This window comes from Lysobacter gummosus, from assembly GCF_001442805.1.
Lineage (GTDB): Bacteria > Pseudomonadota > Gammaproteobacteria > Xanthomonadales > Xanthomonadaceae > Lysobacter > Lysobacter gummosus.
Map to the genome: position 1 here is coordinate 2546011 of NZ_CP011131.1, position 19682 is coordinate 2565692.

The 19682-nt window shown below is 66.9% G+C and carries 12 protein-coding genes; 8 read left to right on the plus strand and 4 right to left on the minus strand.

Going from position 1 to position 19682, the window contains the following annotated elements:
• Positions 1-130 precede the first annotated feature (130 nt).
• From LG3211_RS10555 to LG3211_RS10575, 5 genes are all read left to right on the plus strand, one after another.
• On the plus strand, positions 131-2740 hold the full coding sequence (locus LG3211_RS10555; protein ID WP_148649191.1) for a beta-mannosidase: 2610 nt from the start codon (positions 131-133) through the stop codon (positions 2738-2740).
• 350 nt (positions 2741-3090) lie between these two features.
• Positions 3091-4219 (plus strand): peptide chain release factor 2 gene (gene prfB / locus LG3211_RS10560; protein ID WP_148648842.1). Its coding sequence is split into 2 segments (ribosomal slippage): positions 3091-3165 and positions 3167-4219, totalling 1128 coding nucleotides; the frame shifts between segments, so codons are not numbered across the junction.
• 422 nt (positions 4220-4641) lie between these two features.
• Positions 4642-6159, plus strand: coding sequence for a lysine--tRNA ligase (lysS, locus tag LG3211_RS10565; RefSeq protein WP_057942809.1), 1518 nt, complete (start codon positions 4642-4644; stop codon positions 6157-6159).
• Between the two features lie 348 nt (positions 6160-6507).
• A complete protein-coding gene (locus tag LG3211_RS10570) occupies positions 6508-7524 on the plus strand; it encodes a response regulator (protein WP_235114963.1) in 1017 nt (338 codons plus the stop codon).
• A gap of 4 nt (positions 7525-7528) precedes the next feature.
• Complete coding sequence (locus LG3211_RS10575; RefSeq protein ID WP_057942811.1) at positions 7529-9718, plus strand: ATP-binding protein; 2190 nt, start codon at positions 7529-7531, stop codon at positions 9716-9718.
• 51 nt (positions 9719-9769) lie between these two features.
• Here the strand turns inward: LG3211_RS10575 and LG3211_RS10580 are convergent, their stop codons facing one another.
• Both LG3211_RS10580 and LG3211_RS10585 read right to left on the minus strand, forming a co-directional pair.
• Positions 9770-10639: a crotonase/enoyl-CoA hydratase family protein gene (locus LG3211_RS10580; RefSeq protein WP_057942812.1), complete on the minus strand. Its 870-nt coding sequence runs from the start codon at positions 10637-10639 to the stop codon at positions 9770-9772.
• 180 nt (positions 10640-10819) lie between these two features.
• Positions 10820-12499 (minus strand): long-chain fatty acid--CoA ligase, encoded by a 1680-nt coding sequence (locus LG3211_RS10585; protein ID WP_057942813.1) that lies wholly within the window; start codon positions 12497-12499, stop codon positions 10820-10822.
• 229 nt (positions 12500-12728) lie between these two features.
• Here LG3211_RS10585 and LG3211_RS10590 point away from each other — a divergent pair, with 229 nt between their 5' ends.
• Positions 12729-13289, plus strand: coding sequence for a nuclear transport factor 2 family protein (locus LG3211_RS10590; protein ID WP_057942814.1), 561 nt, complete (start codon positions 12729-12731; stop codon positions 13287-13289).
• Between the two features lie 199 nt (positions 13290-13488).
• On the opposite strand, the gene acnA is transcribed toward LG3211_RS10590, so the two are convergent.
• Positions 13489-16254, minus strand: coding sequence for an aconitate hydratase AcnA (gene acnA, locus LG3211_RS10595; RefSeq protein ID WP_057942815.1), 2766 nt, complete (start codon positions 16252-16254; stop codon positions 13489-13491).
• A 175-nt stretch (positions 16255-16429) separates the two neighbouring features.
• Entirely contained in the window at positions 16430-17335 is a 906-nt protein-coding gene (locus LG3211_RS10600) for a LysR family transcriptional regulator (protein ID WP_057942816.1), read from the minus strand.
• 107 nt (positions 17336-17442) lie between these two features.
• Between LG3211_RS10600 and LG3211_RS10605 the strand changes: the two genes are divergently transcribed.
• Both LG3211_RS10605 and LG3211_RS10610 read left to right on the plus strand, forming a co-directional pair.
• On the plus strand, positions 17443-18552 hold the full coding sequence (locus LG3211_RS10605) for a 4-oxalomesaconate tautomerase (RefSeq protein WP_057942817.1): 1110 nt from the start codon (positions 17443-17445) through the stop codon (positions 18550-18552).
• Positions 18553-18626: 74 nt separating this feature from the next.
• Entirely contained in the window at positions 18627-19670 is a 1044-nt protein-coding gene (locus tag LG3211_RS10610; protein WP_057942818.1) for an ABC transporter substrate-binding protein, read from the plus strand.
• Positions 19671-19682 lie beyond the last annotated feature (12 nt).

Sequence of the window (19682 nt, forward strand, 5' to 3'; positions counted from 1 at the left end):
CTGCGACGCTGACCGCTGAAGTCCCATAGCAACCCCGCAACACCCGCCATCCACAGGTGCCTGCATGCCCTTCGCCCGATCCTCGTCCGATTCCGTTTCGCGCCTGCGCAGCCTCGCCGCGATCGCCCTGATGCTGATCGCCGCGCTCGCGGCCCATGCCGCCCAGGCCGCGCCGCTGAGCAGCCGGCCGCTGCATGAGAACTGGCAATTCCGCCTGACCCCAGACGATCCGCAAGCCGCCGAACACAAGGGCGCGACCGGCTGGCACGCCGCGACCATCCCCGGCCATGTGCACACCGACTTGCTCGCCGCGAAGCTGATCCCCGATCCCTACGTCGGCGCGCGCGAAGCGCAGCTGCAATGGATCGGCCTGGCGCAATGGGAATACCGCAGTCAGTTCGACGTCGATCAGGCCAGCCTGGCGCGCGCGCACAACGAACTGGTGTTCGACGGCCTGGACACCTTCGCCACGATCTATCTCAACGGCAAGCAGGTCCTGAAAGCCGACAACAGCTTCCGCACCTGGCGGGTGCCGGTGGACGGCCAACTGCGCGAGCGCGGCAACGAACTGCGTGTGGTCTTCGATTCGCCGATCCGCCGCCTGTTGCCGCAAGTGCAGGCGATGCCGAACAAGATCGCCGGCAACTATCCTTCGCCCTACGGCGACGAACCGCGCGATGCGATGACCGCCAATTTCGTGCGCAAGCCCGGTTACCACTACGGCTGGGACTGGGGCCCGCGCTACGTCACCGCCGGCATCTGGCGCGGCGTGCGCCTGGACAGTTGGGATCGCCTGCGCATCGGCGACCTGCATGTGCGGCCCGAGCATGTTTCCAGGCAGGCGGCGCAAACCTCCGTCGAAGTGGAAATCCACAGCGACCGCGCCGACGCGGCGACGATCGAGATCGAATACACCGACGCCAAGGCGCGCAGCAAGACCCTGAGCCAATCGGCGCGACTGCGCGCCGGCGTCAACCGCGTCGCGATCGCGGTGAACATCGCCGATCCGCAGCTGTGGTATCCGGTCGGCTACGGCGAGCAGCCGCTGTACACCTTCAAGGCCGTGGTCCGCGATCGCGATGGCGTGCAGGCCAGCGCGCAGCGCCGCACCGGCCTGCGCAGCGTCGAGTTGCGGCGCGAACGCGACGCGAAAGGGCAGGGCTTCGCTTTCGTGATCAACGGCATTCCGGTGTTCGCCAAGGGCGCCAACGCGATTCCGTTCGATGCGTTTCCGGCGCGGGTCACGCGCGAGCGCCTGCGCCGCGACCTGCAGTCCGCGCGCGACGCGAACATGAACATGATCCGCAACTGGGGCGGCGGCTATTACGAATCCGACGACTTCTTCGAACTGACGGACGAACTGGGCCTGCTGGTGTGGCAGGACTTCATGTTCGGCGGCGGCATGCCGCCGGGCTACGACGCCGCCTTCCGCGCCAACGTGGTCGCCGAAGCGCGCGACAACGTGCGCCGGCTGCGCAACCATCCCAGCATCGTGCTGTGGTGCGGCAACAACGAAGAAGAAACCGCGTGGAAGGATTGGGGCCACAGCAAGAAGCTGATGGAGGCCGATCCCAAGTTCGCGCAGACGGTGTGGGAGGGCTATGTCGCGCTGTTCGGCAAGGACCTGCGCGCGGTCGTGGCCGAGGACGGCGCGGGCGTGCCGTACTGGTCCAGTTCGCCGAGCAACGATCTGGCCGAGAAAGCCAACGACTCCGACAACGGCGACAAGCATTACTGGGACGTGTGGGGCGGCCCGGCGCTGCCGGCGAGCGCCTACCTGGAGGAAACCCCGCGCTTCATGTCCGAGTACGGCCTGCAGGGCTGGCCGTCGCTGCGCACCATCGCCGCGTTCGCCCAGCCCGGCGAGCAGGGCATCGATACGCCGGTGATCCGCGCGCACCAGAAGTTCCTCGCTGGCGACGGCAATACGCGGCTGCTCAAGTACATCCGCGGCGAATACGGTGAGCCGCGCGATTTCGCCGATTTCGTCTATCTCAGCCAGCAGGTGCAGGCCGAAGGCATCGAGTTGGCGGCCTTGCATCACCGCGCCTCGCGGCCGCGCACGATGGGCTCGCTGTACTGGCAGTTGAACGATGTCTGGCCGGGCGCGTCGTGGTCGAGTCTGGATTATTTCGGCCGCTGGAAGCCGCTGCATTTCCACGCCAAGCGCTTCTTCGCCGAACTGGCGATCGCGCCGCTGCGCCGGGTGTCGGACAAGGACGGCGGCCGCACCGAGTTGAGCCTGTTGTCCGATCGCGTCGCGCCGGTCGCGGGCGAGTGGCGGACGCGGGTGATGGATTTCGACGGCCGGGTGCTGCGCGAGGAGCGCAAGCCGGCGACCCTGGCGGCGTTGGCGTCCACGCGCGCCGGCTCGTGGAGCGATGCCGAACTGCTCGGCGGCGCCGATCCCAAACGCACCGCGGCGGTGTTCGAGTTGATCGTCGATGGCCGCACGGTGTCGCGCCGGGCGGTGTATTTCGCCGAGTCGCGCCTGCTGGCGTGGCCCGATCCCAAGCTGAGCGCGCGCTTGCGCCGCGATGGCGAGGGCTATGTGCTCAGCGTCCATGCGGACAAGTTCGCGCGCGCGGTGTGGGTCGATTTCGGCGATCAGGATGTGAGCCTGGCCGACAACGCGTTGACCTTGCTGCCGGGGGAGACGGTGGAGATCGCGGTGCGGTCGAAGGCGGATCTGGGCAGTTTGCAGAAGGGGTTGAATCTGCGGTCTTTGTATCGGCCTTGATGGGGAGCTTTGTTGCGCCTGGGGCAAATCCCCCGCGCTGGGGTGTGGCCTGGCCTCGGGGTTCGTCGGGCGCTGGCCCCTTTTGCAAAGGGGGCTCATTGACGCGCCCGGTCGGAGCCTCCGGAATCGATCGCCGCCGCCCGTCCTCGTCCTTCCACCCAACCCGTGCTGTTCCCCCCTTTGAAAAAGGGGGGAAGGGGGGATTTGCCTCAGCCGCCGCGCAGGCCCAAGGCGCCCACAACCAGACGGGCCCCGGAGCAGACCGCTCGCGTACATCGCTTCGGTCAGCCAGGGCACCCCGCCCCCCAGTTTGCTAGAATCGCCGGTTCATCCGCATCCAGACACCGGACATGATCGAACTCAATCCCGTCCGCCAGCGCATCGCCGACCTCAAGGGCCGGCTGGATTCGCTCAGGGGGTATCTTTGACTACGACGCCAAGGTCGAACGTCTCGAAGAAGTAAACCGCGAACTCGAAAGCCCGGACATCTGGAACAACGCCGAGCGCGCCCAGGGCCTGGGCCGTGAGCGCGCCGCGCTGGAAAAGGTGGTCAACGGCATCCGCACCCTGACCGAGGGCCTGCTCGGCGGTCTGGAGTTGCTGGAACTGGCGGAAATGGAAGACGACGAGTCCACCGCGCTGGCCGTGGTCGAGGACGTCGAGCGTTACGCGAAGGAAGTCGAGAAGCTCGAATTCCGCCGCATGTTCTCCGGACAGATGGACTCGGCCTCGGCCTTCGTCGACATCCAGGCCGGCGCCGGCGGCACCGAGGCCCAGGACTGGGCGGAAATCCTCCTGCGCATGTACCTGCGCTGGGCCGAATCGCGCGGCTGGAAAGCCGAGTTGATGGAAGTCAGCGGCGGCGACGTGGCCGGCATCAAGTCGGCGACCTTCCGCGTGGAAGGCGACTTCGCCTACGGTTGGCTCAAGACCGAAACCGGCGTGCACCGCCTGGTGCGCAAGTCGCCGTTCGACTCCGACAACCGCCGCCACACCAGCTTCACCTCGGTGTTCGTGTCGCCGGAAGTGGACGACAAGATCGAGATCGACATCAATCCGGCCGACCTGAAGACCGACGTCTACCGTTCCTCGGGCGCCGGCGGCCAGCACGTCAACAAGACCGAGTCGGCGGTGCGTATCACCCACGTGCCCAGCGGCATCGTGGTCGCCTGCCAGACCGAGCGCAGCCAGCACGCCAACCGCGACCGCGCGATGAAGATGCTCGCCGCGAAGCTGTACGAGCTGGAGATCCAGAAGCGCAACGCCGAGCGCGACGCGGTGGAGGCGACCAAGTCCGACATCGGGTGGGGCAGCCAGATCCGCAACTACGTGCTCGACCAGAGCCGGATCAAGGATCTGCGCACCGGCATCGAACGCAGCGACACCCAGAAGGTGCTCGACGGCGACCTGGACGAATTCGTCGAGGCCAGCCTCAAATCGGGTCTGGAGGTCGGCTCGAAACGTACCGACGCGGTGTAAGGCCGCGTCGTTCCGCCTGGTTTCGCCGATGGGCGGTTTTCCCCGACTGTCGTCGGGGTTCGCCGGCCGATATTCCATGCCTCGGCTTTCCGGTTCTGCGTGCCCTCTCAAAGTCGTCATTCCCGCGAACGCGGGCTCCGCTTTACTTCGGCGGAGCCGAACATCCAGAGACTTCAGAGCCATGTCGCGGTGAAGCCCTGGATCCCCGCCTTCGCGGGGATGACGAGCAAAAACCGCGGCACGACGGTAGGTCAGGGCAAAGTGGCTTGTAGCATCACGGCACTGGATCCCCGCGTTCGCGGGGATGACGAGCCAAACCAGCGCAGCCCGCGTTCGGCCGCGGTCCGTCCAAGCACCGACCCCGCGACTTCAGTACTCTCCACCCCTCAAGCTTCCCCAAGCCCTACCCAAACGCCAAGACCATGACCGACGACAACAACCTGCCGCCCATCGACGAGAACCATCTGATCGCCGAGCGTCGGGCGAAACTCACGGCCTTGCGCGGCGAGGGCATCGCGTTCCCGAACGATTTCCGCCGCGGCGACTACGTCGGCGACCTGCAGACGCGCTACGGCGACGCCGAGCACTGGACCCAGGAAGCGCTCGACGCCGAGGCGCAGCGGGTGGTGGTGGCCGGACGCATCGTCGCCAAGCGGGTGATGGGCAAGGCCAGCTTCGTGCAGATCCAGGACGAATCCGGGCGCATCCAGCTGTTCCTGCAATCCAACGCGCTGGGCGAGGCCTACGAGGCCTTCAAGGGCTGGGACTTGGGCGACATCATCGGCGCGCAGGGCCCGCTGACCCGGACCAAGACCGGCGAGCTGTCGGTGCGCGCCGACCAGCTGCGCCTGCTGACCAAGTCGCTGCGTCCGCTGCCCAGCAGCTGGTTCGGCCTGGCCGACGTGGAGCAGCGCTATCGCCAGCGCTACGTCGATCTGATCGTTTCGCCCGACGCGCGCGAGGTGTTCGTCAAGCGCTCGCGCATCATCCGCTCGATGCGCGCCTGGCTCGACAGCCGCCGTTTCCTGGAAGTGGAAACGCCGATGATGCATTACATCCCCGGCGGCGCCGCGGCCAAGCCGTTCACCACCCACCACAACGCGCTGGACCTGGATCTGTACCTGCGCGTGGCCCCGGAGCTGTACCTCAAGCGCCTGGTGGTCGGCGGCCTGGAGCGGGTCTACGAAATCAACCGCAACTTCCGCAACGAGGGCGTGTCGACCCGGCACAACCCCGAATTCACCATGCTTGAGCTGTACGAGGCCTACGCCACCTACACCGAGATCATGGACCTGACCGAGGCGGTGATCCGCCACGCCGCGCAGGACGTGCTGGGCACCACCCAGGTCGAGTGGGACGGCAACGCGATCGACCTGGGCCCGGGCTTCCGGCGCTGGTCGATGATCGACGCGGTGCTCGAGCACAACCCCGAGATCAAGCGCGAGGAACTGCGCGACCTGACCGCCATGCGCGCCCACTGCGCGCGCCTGAAGGTGCCGGCCAAGGCCTCCTACGGCTGGGGCAAGCTGCTGCTGGAAATCTTCGAGAAGACCGTCGAGCACACCCTGATCCAGCCGACCTTCATCACCGATCATCCGGTCGAGGTGAGCCCGCTGGCGCGCGCCAACGACATCGATCCGGAACTCACCGACCGCTTCGAACTGTTCATCGGCGGCAAGGAACTGGCCAACGGTTTCTCCGAGCTCAACGATCCGGAGGACCAGGCCGCGCGTTTCCAGGCCCAGGTCGAGCAGAAGGCCGGCGGCGACGACGAGGCCATGCACTTCGATGCCGACTACATCCGCGCGCTGGAAGTGGGCCTGCCGCCGACCGGCGGCCTGGGCGTGGGCATCGATCGCCTGGTGATGCTGCTGACCGGTTCGTCCTCGATCCGCGATGTGCTGCTGTTCCCGTACATGCGTCCGGAAAGCGGCGGTTGAGCCATACAGGCGCGATCGGCCCGGGCGAGATCGCGCGGGCCCTCGCGGCCCGCCTGGGCCGCATCCGGCCCAGAGCGCGGCCGCAAAACGCGGCCTACACTTCACCGCGGCCAACATCGCTTGGCCGTTCCTGCAGGCCGTTTGCGTGTAAACCGTGATGAACGGCGCGCATTGCGAGTCCGGATCAGGTGAACGCCGGCCCAAGCGAAATGCGCCGGGACTTTCGACGGCTGTCTTGGGCTACGCGGCGGGGTATGCTCCCAGGTCGGCCGCCGCAGGGGGCGGCCTCACTACGGGTACCGGTGTGTGAACGTCGTTATCGTCGATGACCAAACGTCCGCGCGGACGATGCTGCGCCATATCATCGAGGACATCGCGTCCGAGTTGTCCGTGCACGACTTCGGCGAGCCCGAAGCCGCGCTGGCTTGGTGCGAGAGCCACCAGCCGGACCTGCTGCTGCTCGACTACCGCATGCCCGGCATCGACGGCCTGGAGTTCGCGCGCCGCTTCCGCCGCCTGCCGATGCACCGCGACATCCCGATCATCCTGGTCACCGTGGTCGGCGACGAGCCGGTGCGCCAGGCCGCGCTGGAAGCCGGGGTCATCGATTTCCTGGTCAAGCCGGTGCGTCCGCGCGAACTGCGCGCGCGCTGCCGCAACCTGCTGCAGCTGCGCCAGCAGTCCGAGAACGTCAAGCAACGCGCGCTGTCGCTGGAACAGCGGCTGCTGTCGAGCATGCACGAGGTCGAGGAGCGCGAGCGCGAGACCTTGTCGCGGCTGGCCCGCGCCATCGAATTCCGCGACGCCGGCACCAGCGCCTACCTGGAGCGCATGGCCCACATCGCCGGCCTGATCGCCGAGCAGTTGGGCATGTTCGAGGACGAGATCCGGGTCATCGAGATGGCCGCGCCGCTGCACGATATCGGCAAGATCGCCATTCCCGACGCGGTGCTGATGAAGCCCGGCCCGCTCACCGAGGAAGAGACGGCGATCATGCGCCGCCATCCCAAGATCGGCTACGAACTGCTCAGCGGCAGCCAGAATCGCTTCATTCAGGCCGGCGCCCTGATCGCCCTGCGCCATCATGAACGCTACGACGGTTCGGGCTATCCCGACGGCCTGATCGGCGATGAAATTCCACTGGAAGCGCGCATCGTGGCGGTCGCGGATGTGTTCGATGCGCTCATTTCGCCGCGTCCGTATAAAAAAGCCTGGGACGTGGACGCCGCCTTGGGGTATATGTACGCCCAACGCGGGCGTCTGTTCGATCCGCGCTGCGTGGACGCGCTGATCCGCAGCCGCGCCCGACTCGACGAAATCTGCCAACGCTATTCGACGAGTTCTACCCGCCCCGGCTTGGAGTAGGCCGATGCTCGCCATTCTCGGCAAGGTCAGAAGGCGCCTGTCGCAACGGCCCGACAGCGAGCATGCGCAGAACCTGGTGCGCGTGGTCATCACCGCCTTGTTCATCACCTACCTCGGCTGGCGCTACCTGCACCAGGACGTCGGCGACACCTTGCCGGCGACCTGGCTGATCCTGATCGGCGAGCTCACCGTCGCGGTCGGGCTGATGGTCGCCATCGTGATGCGCCCCGGGGTTTCGCACGTGCGGCGCTGGATCGGCATGCTCACCGACTACAGCGCGATGGGCGCGATCATGTGCATCGAGGGCGAGCCGGCCTCGCCTTTGTACGCGGTCTACCTGTGGGTGACCATCGGCAACGGCATGCGCTACGGCAACCGCTATCTGCGCATCGCCACCGCGCTGGCGTCGTTGTCGTTCTTCAGCGTGATCATGATCTCGCCGTACTGGCGCGCCAATCCGTATCTGTCGTGGGGGCTGCTGATCGGCCTGACCGCGGTGCCGCTGTACTTCGATTCGCTGCTCAACGCGCTGACCCGCGCGGTCGAGGACGCGCGCCGCGCCAACGAAGCCAAGAGCCGGTTCCTGGCCAACATGAGCCATGAGTTCCGCACTCCGCTCAACGGCCTGGCCGGCATGTCCGAGCTGCTGGCGACCACGCGCCTGGACAGCGAGCAGCGCGAATGCCTCAACACCATCCAGGCCTCCACGCGCAGCCTGCTGTCGCTGGTCGAGGACGTGCTGGACATCTCCGCGATCGAGGCCGGCAAGCTGCGCCTGGATCTGGTCGAGTTCGAACCGCGCGAACTGGTCGAAGGCATCGGCCTGATCCTGCAGCCGCAGGCGCGGGCCAAGCAGTTGCGCTACGAATCGCGGGTCGCCGACGAGGTGCCGCAGATTCTGCGCGGCGATGTGGTGCACCTGCGCCAGGTGCTGCTGAATCTGGCCGGCAACGCGGTGAAGTTCACCGACGAAGGCTCGGTCAAGCTGGAAGTGATGCTGGCCGGCGATGCCGATAGCGGCGGCCTGCGCCTGCGCTTCACCGTCACCGATACCGGTATCGGCATCCCGGTGGCGGTGCGCAAGCGGCTGTTCGAGGCCTTCGAGCAGGCCGATGTCGGCCTGGCCCGGCGTTACGGCGGCACCGGCCTTGGCACCACCATCGCCAAGGGTCTGACCGAGGCGATGGGCGGCAGCATCGGCTTCGAAAGTACCGAGCAGCGCGGCAGCCGGTTCTGGGTCGAGCTGCCGTTCGACAGCGTCGCCGCGCCCGCCGCGGACCCGGACAAATCCACGGCGCCCGCCGGTGCCGATGCCGCGGTCAAGGAAACCCCGGAGAACGTGATCGCGTTTTCCGATCCGTTCCTGCGCCACCGCGCCCGCGTGCGCAGCCTGTCGCTGCTGATCGCGGACGACCACGAAGCCAACCGCATGGTGATCACCCGCCTGCTGCAGAAGGCCGGCCATCGCGCGGTGTGCGTGGACGGCGGCGAGGCGGTGCTGGAGGCTCTGGCGAGTTCGGACTACGACGCGGTCATCGTCGATCTGCACATGCCCGGCGTCAGCGGCCTGGACCTGCTGCGCGAGCTGCGGGTGATGGAAGCCGGCAGCGGTGGCCGGCGCACGCCGGTGGTGGTGTTCAGCGCCGACGTCACGCCCGAATCGATCCAGGCCTGCGAACGCGCCGGCGCCCGCGCCTTCCTGTCCAAGCCGGTGGCGACCTCGCGCCTGCTCGACACCCTGGCCGATATCGCCTCCAGCGCGCGGGTCAGCGGCCCGCTGATCGCGCCGCCGCGCAGCACTTCGTACATGGGCGCCGATCAGGTGCTGGATGCGGCCATTCTCGATGAGTTGGGCGCGCTCGGCATGGGCGAGGGCTTCGAACGCGAATTCGTCCGCCAGTGCCTGCGCGACGCGGAAGCCTGCGTCAGCGCGCTCGGCGTGGCCGGCGGGCAGGGCGATTGGGATCGGGTCCGCGAGCATGCCCACGCGCTCAAGGGCGTGGCCAGCAATCTGGGCTTGATCCGGCTGGCCTCGGCCAGCGGCGAGTTGATGCATTTGATCGACCAGCAGATGCCGCGCGAATGGCAATCGCGGGTCTCGGGCCTGGGCGAACGCCTGGCCCAGGGGCGGACGGCGCTCGACGCGCGCGAGCGGTCCCGTCACGCTCGCGACGACAGCGAGCGTTCCCCCTGATTCATCCCCCTGATGCGGCAGCGGCGGCGAGCGCGCGCTCCCGGACTGGCATCAGGCGGCTTCGATTCCGCGGCGCGATTGCGCGCGAACCAGGCGATCCATCGTCCGCAGCGACTTGTCGCCCAGTTGCATCGCGGTATCGACCCAGATCTCGGTGATCCGCATCATCTCCTCCAGGCTCACGCCCTGGGCCAGTTCGCGCACCTGATGCATGGCGGCACGGGCGTGCGGTATCCGGCGATTGGCGCGGATCACGTCCTCCACGGCCTGCCGGCCTTCGCCGCGCGGCACCAGCACATCGACCACGCCCATCGCGTGCAGCTCTTCGGCCGTGTACAGATCGCCTTCGAGCATCAGCCGCTCGGCCTGGCGCGGGGCGATGCGTTTGCACAGGAACGAATACGCGCCCATGCCCGGGAACAGGTCGAACAGGACTTCGGGCAGGCCCATCAGCGCGCCGGCTTCGGCGACGATGGTGTGGCAGCTCAACGCCGCCTCGAAACCGCCGCCGAGCGCGTTGCCCTGGACCAGGGCGACGGAGTGCACGCCCGCGCCGAGGCCGGCGTGGAAGGCGTGCACGCCGCGCACGCACTGGCGCGCGTAGTCGAGCAGACCGTCGCGGTCGCGTTCGCGGATCAGCCGGCAGAACAGATCCAGATCGCCGCCGAGATTGAACACGTCGTGGTCCGACGCCAGGACCACGTGGGCGAGGCCGTGGCGGTCGCCCTGGCGCATCCGTTCGCCGAGATGACGCTGGTAAGACAGGATGTCGTCGATCAACGACGGGGTGAAGCACGCGCGTCCGGGCGCGCGCGCCAGGTTGGCGTGCATGTGGCACCAGTACACGTCCCGATCGAACTCTTCGACGATGCGCAGAGTGCGGCCGGAATGCGGGCGAGGGAAGGGCTGTACGACGGACATGGCGGTATCTCCGGTAAGAGCCGTCCCGCCGGCCGCATCAGGACGGCTTGTGTGTAGTGGTGGGCTGCGTCCGGGACCGAGGATTCTATGCACCTAAAATGAAGCCCCCGCAAGGAGCAGATCCTTGCGGGGGCTTCGGGGTGCCGATCCGGAGCCGAAAGGTCCCGGCCAAGCGCGGATTCAGTGTCCGGACGGCGGCGCGTCGCGCAGCTCCCGGCGCAGGATCTTGCCGACGTTGGTCTTGGGCAGTTCCTTGCGGAATTCGACGAACTTGGGGTGTTTGTAGCCGGTCAGATTGGCGCGCGCATGGGCCTTGACGTCCTCGGCGGTGAGCGCCGGGTCCTTCTTGACGATGACCACCTTGACCGCCTCGCCGGACTTGTCGTCGGGCACGCCGACCGCGGCGACTTCCAGCACCCCGGGCATCATCGCGATGACGTCCTCGATCTCGTTGGGGTACACGTTGAAGCCCGAGACCAGGATCATGTCCTTCTTGCGATCGACGATGTAGAAGAAGCCCTTCTCGTCCATCTTGGCCATGTCGCCGGTGTGCAGCCAGCCGTCCTGATCGATGACCTTGGCGGTCTCCTCCGGCTTCTGCCAGTAACCCTTCATCACCTGCGGGCCCTTGATGCACAGCTCGCCGACTTCGCCCATCGGCAGGATGCGGCCTTCCTCGTCCTTGACGCAGGCGTCGGTGGAGGAGATCGGCAGGCCGATCGAGCCGTTGTACTCGGGCAGGTCCATCGGATTGATGCAGGCCGCCGGCGAGGTTTCAGTCAGGCCGTAGGCCTCGATCAGGGTGATGCCGGTGACCTGCTTCCAGCGCTCGGCGACCGAACGCTGCACGGCCATGCCGCCGCCCAGGGTCAGGTGCAGCTTGGAGAAATCGACCTCGGAAAAACCCGGCGTGTTGAGCAGGCCGTTGAACAGCGTGTTGACGCCGGTGATCGCGGTGAACGGGGTGTTCTTGAGCTCCTTCACGAACGCCGGCATGTCGCGCGGGTTGGTGATCATGTGGTTGAGCCCGCCGAACTTCATGAAGACCAGGCCGTTCGCCGTCAACGCGAAGATGTGATACAGCGGCAGCGCGGTGATGATGATTTCCTCGCCCAGCTTGGCGTTGGCGCCGACCCAGGCCGCCGCCTGCTGCATGTTCGCCACCAGGTTGCGGTGCGTCAGCATCGCGCCCTTGGCGACGCCGGTGGTGCCGCCGGTGTACTGCAGGAAAGCGATGTCGCCCGGCGCGATCTCGATCTCGGGCAGCTTGTGCATCTGCCCCAGGGTGAGCGTGTCGCGGAAGCGCACCGCGCCCGGGATGTCGTAGTCGGGCACCATCTTTTTCACGTACTTCAGCACGAAGTTCATGATCGGGCCCTTGAGCCCGCCGATCATGTCGCCCAGGCCGGTGGCGATGACCTTCACGTCGGTGCCGGCGACCACGTCCTGCACGGTCTTGCCGAAGTTGTCGAGCACGAAGATCACCTTCGCGCCGGAGTCGTCGAGCTGATGCTTGAGCTCGCGCGGGGTGTACATCGGATTGGTGTTGACCACGGTCAGGCCGGCGCGCAGCACGCCGAAGGTCGCGATCGGGTATTGCAGGCAGTTGGGCATCATGATCGCGACGCGATCGCCCTTCTTGAGCTTGAGCTCGCCGAGTAGGTAGGCGGCGAACTGGGCGCTGAGGCGGTCGATGTCCGCGTAGGTCAGCTGCTTGCCGAAATTGGAGAAAGCCGGGCGGTCGCGGTAATTCTCGATCGCGTTTTCCAGCACCGATACCACGGAAGGAAACTCCTCCACGTCGATCTGCGCCGGCACGCCTTGCGGATAGTGGGCAAGCCACGGACGTTCGAAACTCATCGCGATCCCCTCGTTAATCGCTCGTCGATTCTGATCGTAGGCCCCGCTGTGTGCGCCGGCGTACGGTGTTTTCTCGATTGGAGCATAGGCTCTACTGGCTGGCAAGGCGGCGCCCGCTGGCGCAGTCCCGGCGCTGTCCGCGGCACCTGGAACCTGTCAGGATCGCGCAGCCGCGACCGAGTCGAACGATCGTGCGATTACCCGACGCTTTCCACGGAGAACACCTGCAATGACCCACGCACAGCGCTTCGCCGACACCGGTCGGCTCGGGCCTGGACGCCGCGCGAGCCTGGCGAAGATTCGCCGCTTTGGCGGGCCGGGCGAGCGCGGCCAGGCGGGGATGGGCGCGCTCGCCGCCCGCGTCTTGCGCGCGATGTGGCTGCCAGCGTTGCTGGCGCTGCTCGCCGCCTGCGGCCCGAGCGCGCCGCCGGAGCAGCGCCTGCGCGCGGCGATGGAGCAGTTGCAGGGCTCGATCGAAAAACGCGACGCTTCGGCGATCGATGCGCAATTGTCGAAAGACTTCGTCGGCCCCGACGGCCTGGACCGCGCCAGCGCGCGGCGGCTGGCCGCGGCGAGTTTCCTGCGTTATCGCGATGTCGGGATCAAGATCGTCGGCCTGGAGGTGAATCTGCAACCGGGCCACGCCACCGTGCGTTTCAACGCGGCGCTCAGCGGCGGCTCGGGCCAGGTGCTGCCGGATGCGGCGCAGTTGTACGAAGTCCAGACCGGCTGGCGCGAAGAGGATGGCGAGTGGCGGATGACTTCGGCGCAGTGGACGCCGCGGTTGTAGCGGCTGCATGGAGCGGAAATTCGCTGTCCTTCTCCCGCTCGCGGGAGAAGGTGCCCGATAGAGCCGGCCCCCGCGAAGGCGGGGGGCGGATGAGGGTGCGAGGCGAGGTGCTTGTACGGAATCGCGGCGGGCTCTCACCCCAGCCCTCTCCCGCAAGCGGGAGAGGGAGCACAAGCGGGAGTTCGGCCGCAGCGGGAACTTAGGCCGCCTTCTTCGCCGCCAGCTGCCGCAGTACGTAATGCAAGATCCCGCCGTGCCGGAAGTACTCGACTTCCTTCGGCGTCAGCAGCAACACCTTCACCTCGAACGTCTGCTCGCTGCCATCGGCCTTCCTGGCCACGACGGTCGCGGTCTTGGCCTTGCCGTCCTCCAGGCCGATCACGTCGATGACTTCCGAACCGTCCAGGCCGTGGCTCTGCGCGTTCTCGCCATCCTTGAACTGCAAGGGCAGCACGCCCATGCCGACCAGGTTGGAGCGGTGGATGCGCTCGAAGCTCTCCGCGATCACCGCCTTGACGCCCAGAAGGTTGGTGCCCTTGGCCGCCCAGTCGCGCGAGGAGCCGGTGCCGTATTCCTTGCCGGCGAACACCACCAGCGGCACGCCGTCGGCCTTGTACTTCATCGCTGCGTCATAGATCGCCAGCTTCTCGCCCTGACCGCCGTTCTTGCCGAAATACAGCGTGTTGCCGCCTTCTTCGCCGCCGAACATCAGGTTCTTGATGCGGATGTTGGCGAAGGTGCCGCGCACCATCACATCGTCGTTGCCGCGACGGCTGCCGTAGCTGTTGAAGTCGGCCGGCTGCACGCCGCGCTCCTGCAGGAAACGACCCGCGGGCGAATCCTTCTTGATGTTGCCGGCCGGCGAGATGTGATCGGTGGTGATCGAATCGCCGAACAGGCCCATCACCCGCGCGCCGTGGACGTCGTCGATGCTGCCCACGTCCATGGTCATGCCGTCGAAGTAGGGCGGGTTCTTGATGTAGGTCGAGGACGAATCCCACTGGAACGATTCGCCGTCGGGCGATTCGATCTGGTTCCAGCGCGTGTCGCCCTTGAACACGTCGGCGTAGTTCTGCGCGAACAGTTCAGGGCCGACGGTCGCGGCGATCATGTCGCCGATTTCCTTGTTGGTCGGCCAGATATCGCGCAGGTACACATCCTTGCCGTCGCTGCTCTTGCCGATCGGGTCGTGGGTGAGGTCGATGTTGACCGTGCCGGCGATGGCATAGGCGACCACCAGCGGCGGCGAGGCCAGGTAGTTGGCTTTGACTTCCGGATGCACGCGGCCTTCGAAGTTGCGGTTGCCCGACAGCACCGAGGCCACCACCAGTTCGTGTTCGGCGATGCCCTTGGACACTTCGTCCGGCAGCGGACCGGAGTTGCCGATGCAGGTGGTGCAGCCGTAACCGACCACGTAGAAGCCGAGCTTCTCCAGTTCGCTCAGCACACCGGCTTTCTTCAGGTAATCGGTGACCACCAGCGAGCCCGGGCCAAGCGAGGTCTTGACCCAGGGCTTGGACTTCAGCCCCAGCCTTGCCGCGTTGCGCGCGAGCAGGCCGGCGCCGAGCATCACCGCCGGGTTGGAGGTGTTGGTGCACGAGGTGATCGCGGCGATCACCACCGAGCCGTCGGACAATTCGGCGTCCTGATCCTTGATGCGGATCTTCGATACCGGCTTGGCGGCCAGTTGCTGCGCCTGTGGCTGGTCGCCGCCTTCGCCTTTGAGTTCCTCTATCGCGCAACCGACCTTGGACTTGCGGTTGGCGACCAGCGGGCCGAGGTTTTCCTGGAAATTGGTGTGCACGTTTTCCAGCAGCACGCGGTCCTGCGGGCGCTTGGGGCCGGCCATCGACGGGCGCACGTCGCCCAGGTCGAGTTCGAGCGTGGCCGAGTAGGTCGCATGCGGCTGGTCGGGTTCGTGCCACAGGCCCTGGGCCTTGGCATAGGCCTCGACCAGGGCGATCTGTTCTTCCGAGCGGCCCGACAGGCGCAGGTAGGTGACCGACTCGGCGTCGATCGGGAAGATGCCGCAGGTCGCGCCGTATTCCGGCGCCATGTTGGCGATGGTGGCGCGATCGGCAAGCGGCAGGTGCTGCAGGCCGTCGCCGAAGAACTCCACGAACTTGCCGACTACGCCGTGCTTGCGCAGCATCTGGGTCACGGTCAGGACCAGGTCGGTCGCGGTCGCGCCTTCGGGCAGCTGGCCGGTGAGTTTGAAGCCGACCACCTGCGGAATCAGCATGGAAGACGGCTGGCCCAGCATCGCGGCCTCGGCCTCGATGCCGCCCACGCCCCAGCCCAGCACGCCGATGCCGTTGATCATGGTGGTGTGGCTGTCGGTGCCGAACACGGTGTCCGGGAACGCCAGCAGATCGCCATCGACCTCACGGCCCATGACCACGCGCGCCAGGTTCTCCAGGTTCACCTGATGGACGATGCCGGTGTTGGGCGGCACCACCTTGAAATTCTCGAACGACTTCTGGCCCCAGCGCAGGAAGCTGTAGCGCTCCTTGTTGCGCTGGAATTCGATCTTGCCGTTGAGATCCAGCGCTTCCGGGCTGCCGAACACATCGACCTGGACCGAGTGGTCGATGACCAGTTCCGACGGAATCAGCGGATTGATCTGGCGGGCGTTGCCGCCGAGCTTGCCGACCGCGTCGCGCATCGCCGCCAGATCGACCACGCAGGGCACGCCGGTGAAGTCCTGCAGGACCACGCGCGCGGGCATGAAAGCGATTTCCTGGTCGGGCTCTTTTTTCGCGTCCCATTGCGCGACTGCTTCGATGTGTTCCTTGCCGACCGTCATGCCGCCGTCTTCGTGGCGCAGCAGGTTCTCCAGCAGGATTTTCATCGAGTAGGGCAGGCGGGCGATGTCGAAGCGCTCGCCCAGCGCCGGCAGACTGAAGTAGGTGTAGTCGCGGCCGTTGACGGACAACTGGCGGCGGGTGGAAAACGAGTCGCTCATGCGATGAACTCCTGTGGAGGTGCTGGCGCGCGCCTCGCACCGGGCGAAGCGCTGCTTGCGGGGGACCGGGCGGCGCGGTGCGCAGCGGGTCGGTGAGCCGGATTATCCACCACTTGATGCTGCGCGGCTGTGCACGGCGCGTCGACGATGCCGCGCGGCGCCGGCCGCGCCGGCGTCATTTCGCCCGGCCCTGCCAGGTTGTTTTCAGCATTTGCAGGAATTGTTCCGCCGCCGCGGACAACACAGCGTTGCGCCGGCGGACGATCCCGATGGTGCGCGAGACCACCGGGTGCTGGAGCGGGCGGGTGACCAGGATGGGATGCTCCTGCTGCGGCGTCGCCATCCGCGGCAACACCGAAATGCCGACGCCGGCCTCGACCATGCCCAGCGAAGTCGACAGGTGCGTGACTTCGAAAAACCAACTGAGCTTGAGGTTCTCGCGCGCGAGGGCGCCGTCGAGCAGGATGCGGTTGCCGCTGGTGCGGTGCACGGTGATCAGGCGATGGCTGGACAGGTCGTTCCAGGTCACCTTGCGCTTGAGCGCGAGCGGGTGATCGCGCCGGCAGGCCAGCACGAAGGGATCTTCGACCAGCACGTCGAAATTCAGTTCCGGATCGGACGCGCCCATGAAGTTGATGCCGAACTCGACCTCGCCGCGTTCCACCGCTTGCAAGCCCTCGGTAGCGGACAGGTCGAGGATGCGGAAGCGCACGTTGGGGTGTTCCTCGTGGAAACGCGCGATCACGCTGGGCAGGAAATAAAACGCGGCGGTAGGCAGGCAGGCGATGGTGACCTGGCTGCCGCGGCCGTCGTCGATGCCGCGCGCGGCGAACAACGAGCCGTCGAACTCTTCGAGCATGCGCCGCACCAACGGCAGCAGGTTCTGCCCGACTGCCGTGAGCGAGACGCTGCGCGTGGTGCGTTCCAGTAAAGGCGCGCCCACCGCTTCTTCCAGCTTCTGGATGCGCCGGCTCAAGGCCGGCTGCGAGACGTGCAGGGCTTCGGCGGCGCGATGGAAGCTGCGGGTCTCGCTGACGGTGAGAAAAGCGCGCAGATCGAGGATTTCGCAATTGATGCTCATATCGGATCAATCTTCCAAAAAATAGCATTTCACAGATAAATTCCGGCGTGACAGGATCGCATCACTGGATCTAATTGATCCGATATTGGTATCAATCCGTGGGCCCGATGTCCAGCGACCTGCTAAGCGTGCCGTGCGTCCTGATGCGGGGCGGAACCTCCAAGGGTCCGTTCTTCCTGGCCGAAGATCTGCCGGCCGACCCGGCCTTGCGCGACGCCCTCCTGATCGATGTGATGGGCGCCGGGCATCCGCTGCAGATCGACGGCATCGGCGGCGGCAATCCCTTGTCGAGCAAGGTCGCCATCGTCGACCGCGCCTCGCGCGCCGACGCCGACGTGGACTATCTGTTCGCTCAGGTGCGGGTCGATCAGCGGGTGGTCGACACCACCCCCAACTGCGGAAACATGCTCGCCGCGGTGGCGCCGTTCGCGATCGAGGCCGGGCTGGTCGCGGCGCGGCATCCGCAGACGCAGGTGCGCATCCACAACGTCAACACCGGCAAGGTCGTCATCGCCACGGTGCAGACGCCGGACGGCCGGGTGAAGTACCGCGGCGATACCGCCATCGCCGGTGCGCCGGGCACCGGCAGTCCGATCCCGCTGACCTTTCTCGATGCGGCGGGCGCCCGCACCGGGCGCCTGCTGCCCACCGGGCGCGCCAGCGAGCGCATCGACGGCATCGAGGTGAGTTGCATCGACTGCGCCATACCGATGGTGTTGTTGCCCGCCCAGGCGCTGGGCCTGCGCGGCGACGAAGCGCCGGCGCAACTGGATGCCGATGCGGCGCTGTTGCAGCGCCTGGAGAAGATACGCATCGAAGCCGGCCACCGCATGGGCATCGCCGATGCCGCCGAGCGCGTCATTCCCAAGCCGGTGCTGCTCTCGCCGCCGATGCATGGCGGCACGCTTCAGGTGCGTTATTTCATGCCGCAGCGCTGCCACGGCGCGCTGGCGATCACCGGCGCGGTCGGCATCGCCACGGCCTGCGCCACCGAAGGGACTGTGGCGCGATCGATCCTGGGCGAGCACGATCTCGCCAAGCCGATCAGGCTTGAGCATCCCAGCGGCACCCTGGAGGTGAGGCTCGAGCGTGCCGCGGCTGACGATGCCATCGTCGCCAGCGTGGTGCGCACCGCGCGGCGCCTGTTGGAAGGACGCGTGTTCACCTCGCTGCTGCCCGGCTCCGGCACTGCGAGCGCATGGACATCGGCAGCGTGAATGGATAACGAGACAGAGTGAGGCCTTCAGACGGGCCTTTGAAGTAGAAGTACACGACATCCTGGGAGGGATCGATGTTCAGCAGGAAATTTATCGCCGCAGCCGCCATCGTCCTGGTGGCGGCCGCCGCGGCGCTCGCCGGTTGCGGCCAAGGCGCCATCGTCGGCAGCGAACGCAGGCCGGTGCGCATCAGCGTGGGGTCTTACAACCTCAACAATCTGCCGTTCTTCGTCGCAGACGCCAACGGCTATTTCGCCGAGGCCGGCGTGCACGTGCGCACCGAGAACTTCGCGCAAGGCGGGTCGAAGGTGTTGCAGGCGCTGGTGGCCGGTTCCACCGACGTGGCCGTGGGGTTCTACGACCACACCATCCAAATGCAAGCAAAACATAAGGAGGTCTCCGCCTTCGTGCTGCTGTCGCGCAATTCCGGGCTGGTGCTGGCCGGGCGCAACGACACGCGCTTCGACCCGAAACAGCCGCAGTCCATTGGCGGCCTCAAGATCGGCATCACCGCGCCGGGGTCGTCGTCGGATTTCTTCGTGCGCCATTTCCTCTCGCGCCACGGCATCGACGAAAACGCGGTGTCGATCATCGGCGTGGGCTCGGGCGCGGCCGCGGTCGCGGCGCTGCAGCAGGGCAAGGTCGATCTGCTGGTGAACTACGACCCGGCGGCGACGCTGATCGAGTCGCGCGGCATCGGCCGGATCCTGATCGACGCGCGCAGCGACGAAGGCGCGCGCGCGGTCTACGGCGGCCTGTATCCGACCTCGGTGCTGTACGCGCAGAGCGGGTTCCTGCAAGAGCATCCGCAGGTGGCCGAGCGCATCGCGCGCGCCCAGCTGAAGGCGCTGCGCTTCATCGAGAGCACGCCGCCCGAGCAGATCGTGGCGGCGCTGCCGGATCGCTACGTCTCCGGCGACCGCGCCGCTTACGCCCAGGCCGTGGCCCGCGCCAAGGCGATCTTCTCGCGCGACGGCCGTTTCGTGGCGGCGGATCTGCAAACGCCGCTGGCGGTCTTGCGCGAGTTCGATCGCAGCGTCGCCGGCGCCAAGATCGACCTGGACAAGACCTACACCAACCGCTTCGTCGACGACGCGCTCGCCGCGTCGTCGCGCTGACCGAGGGGAGGG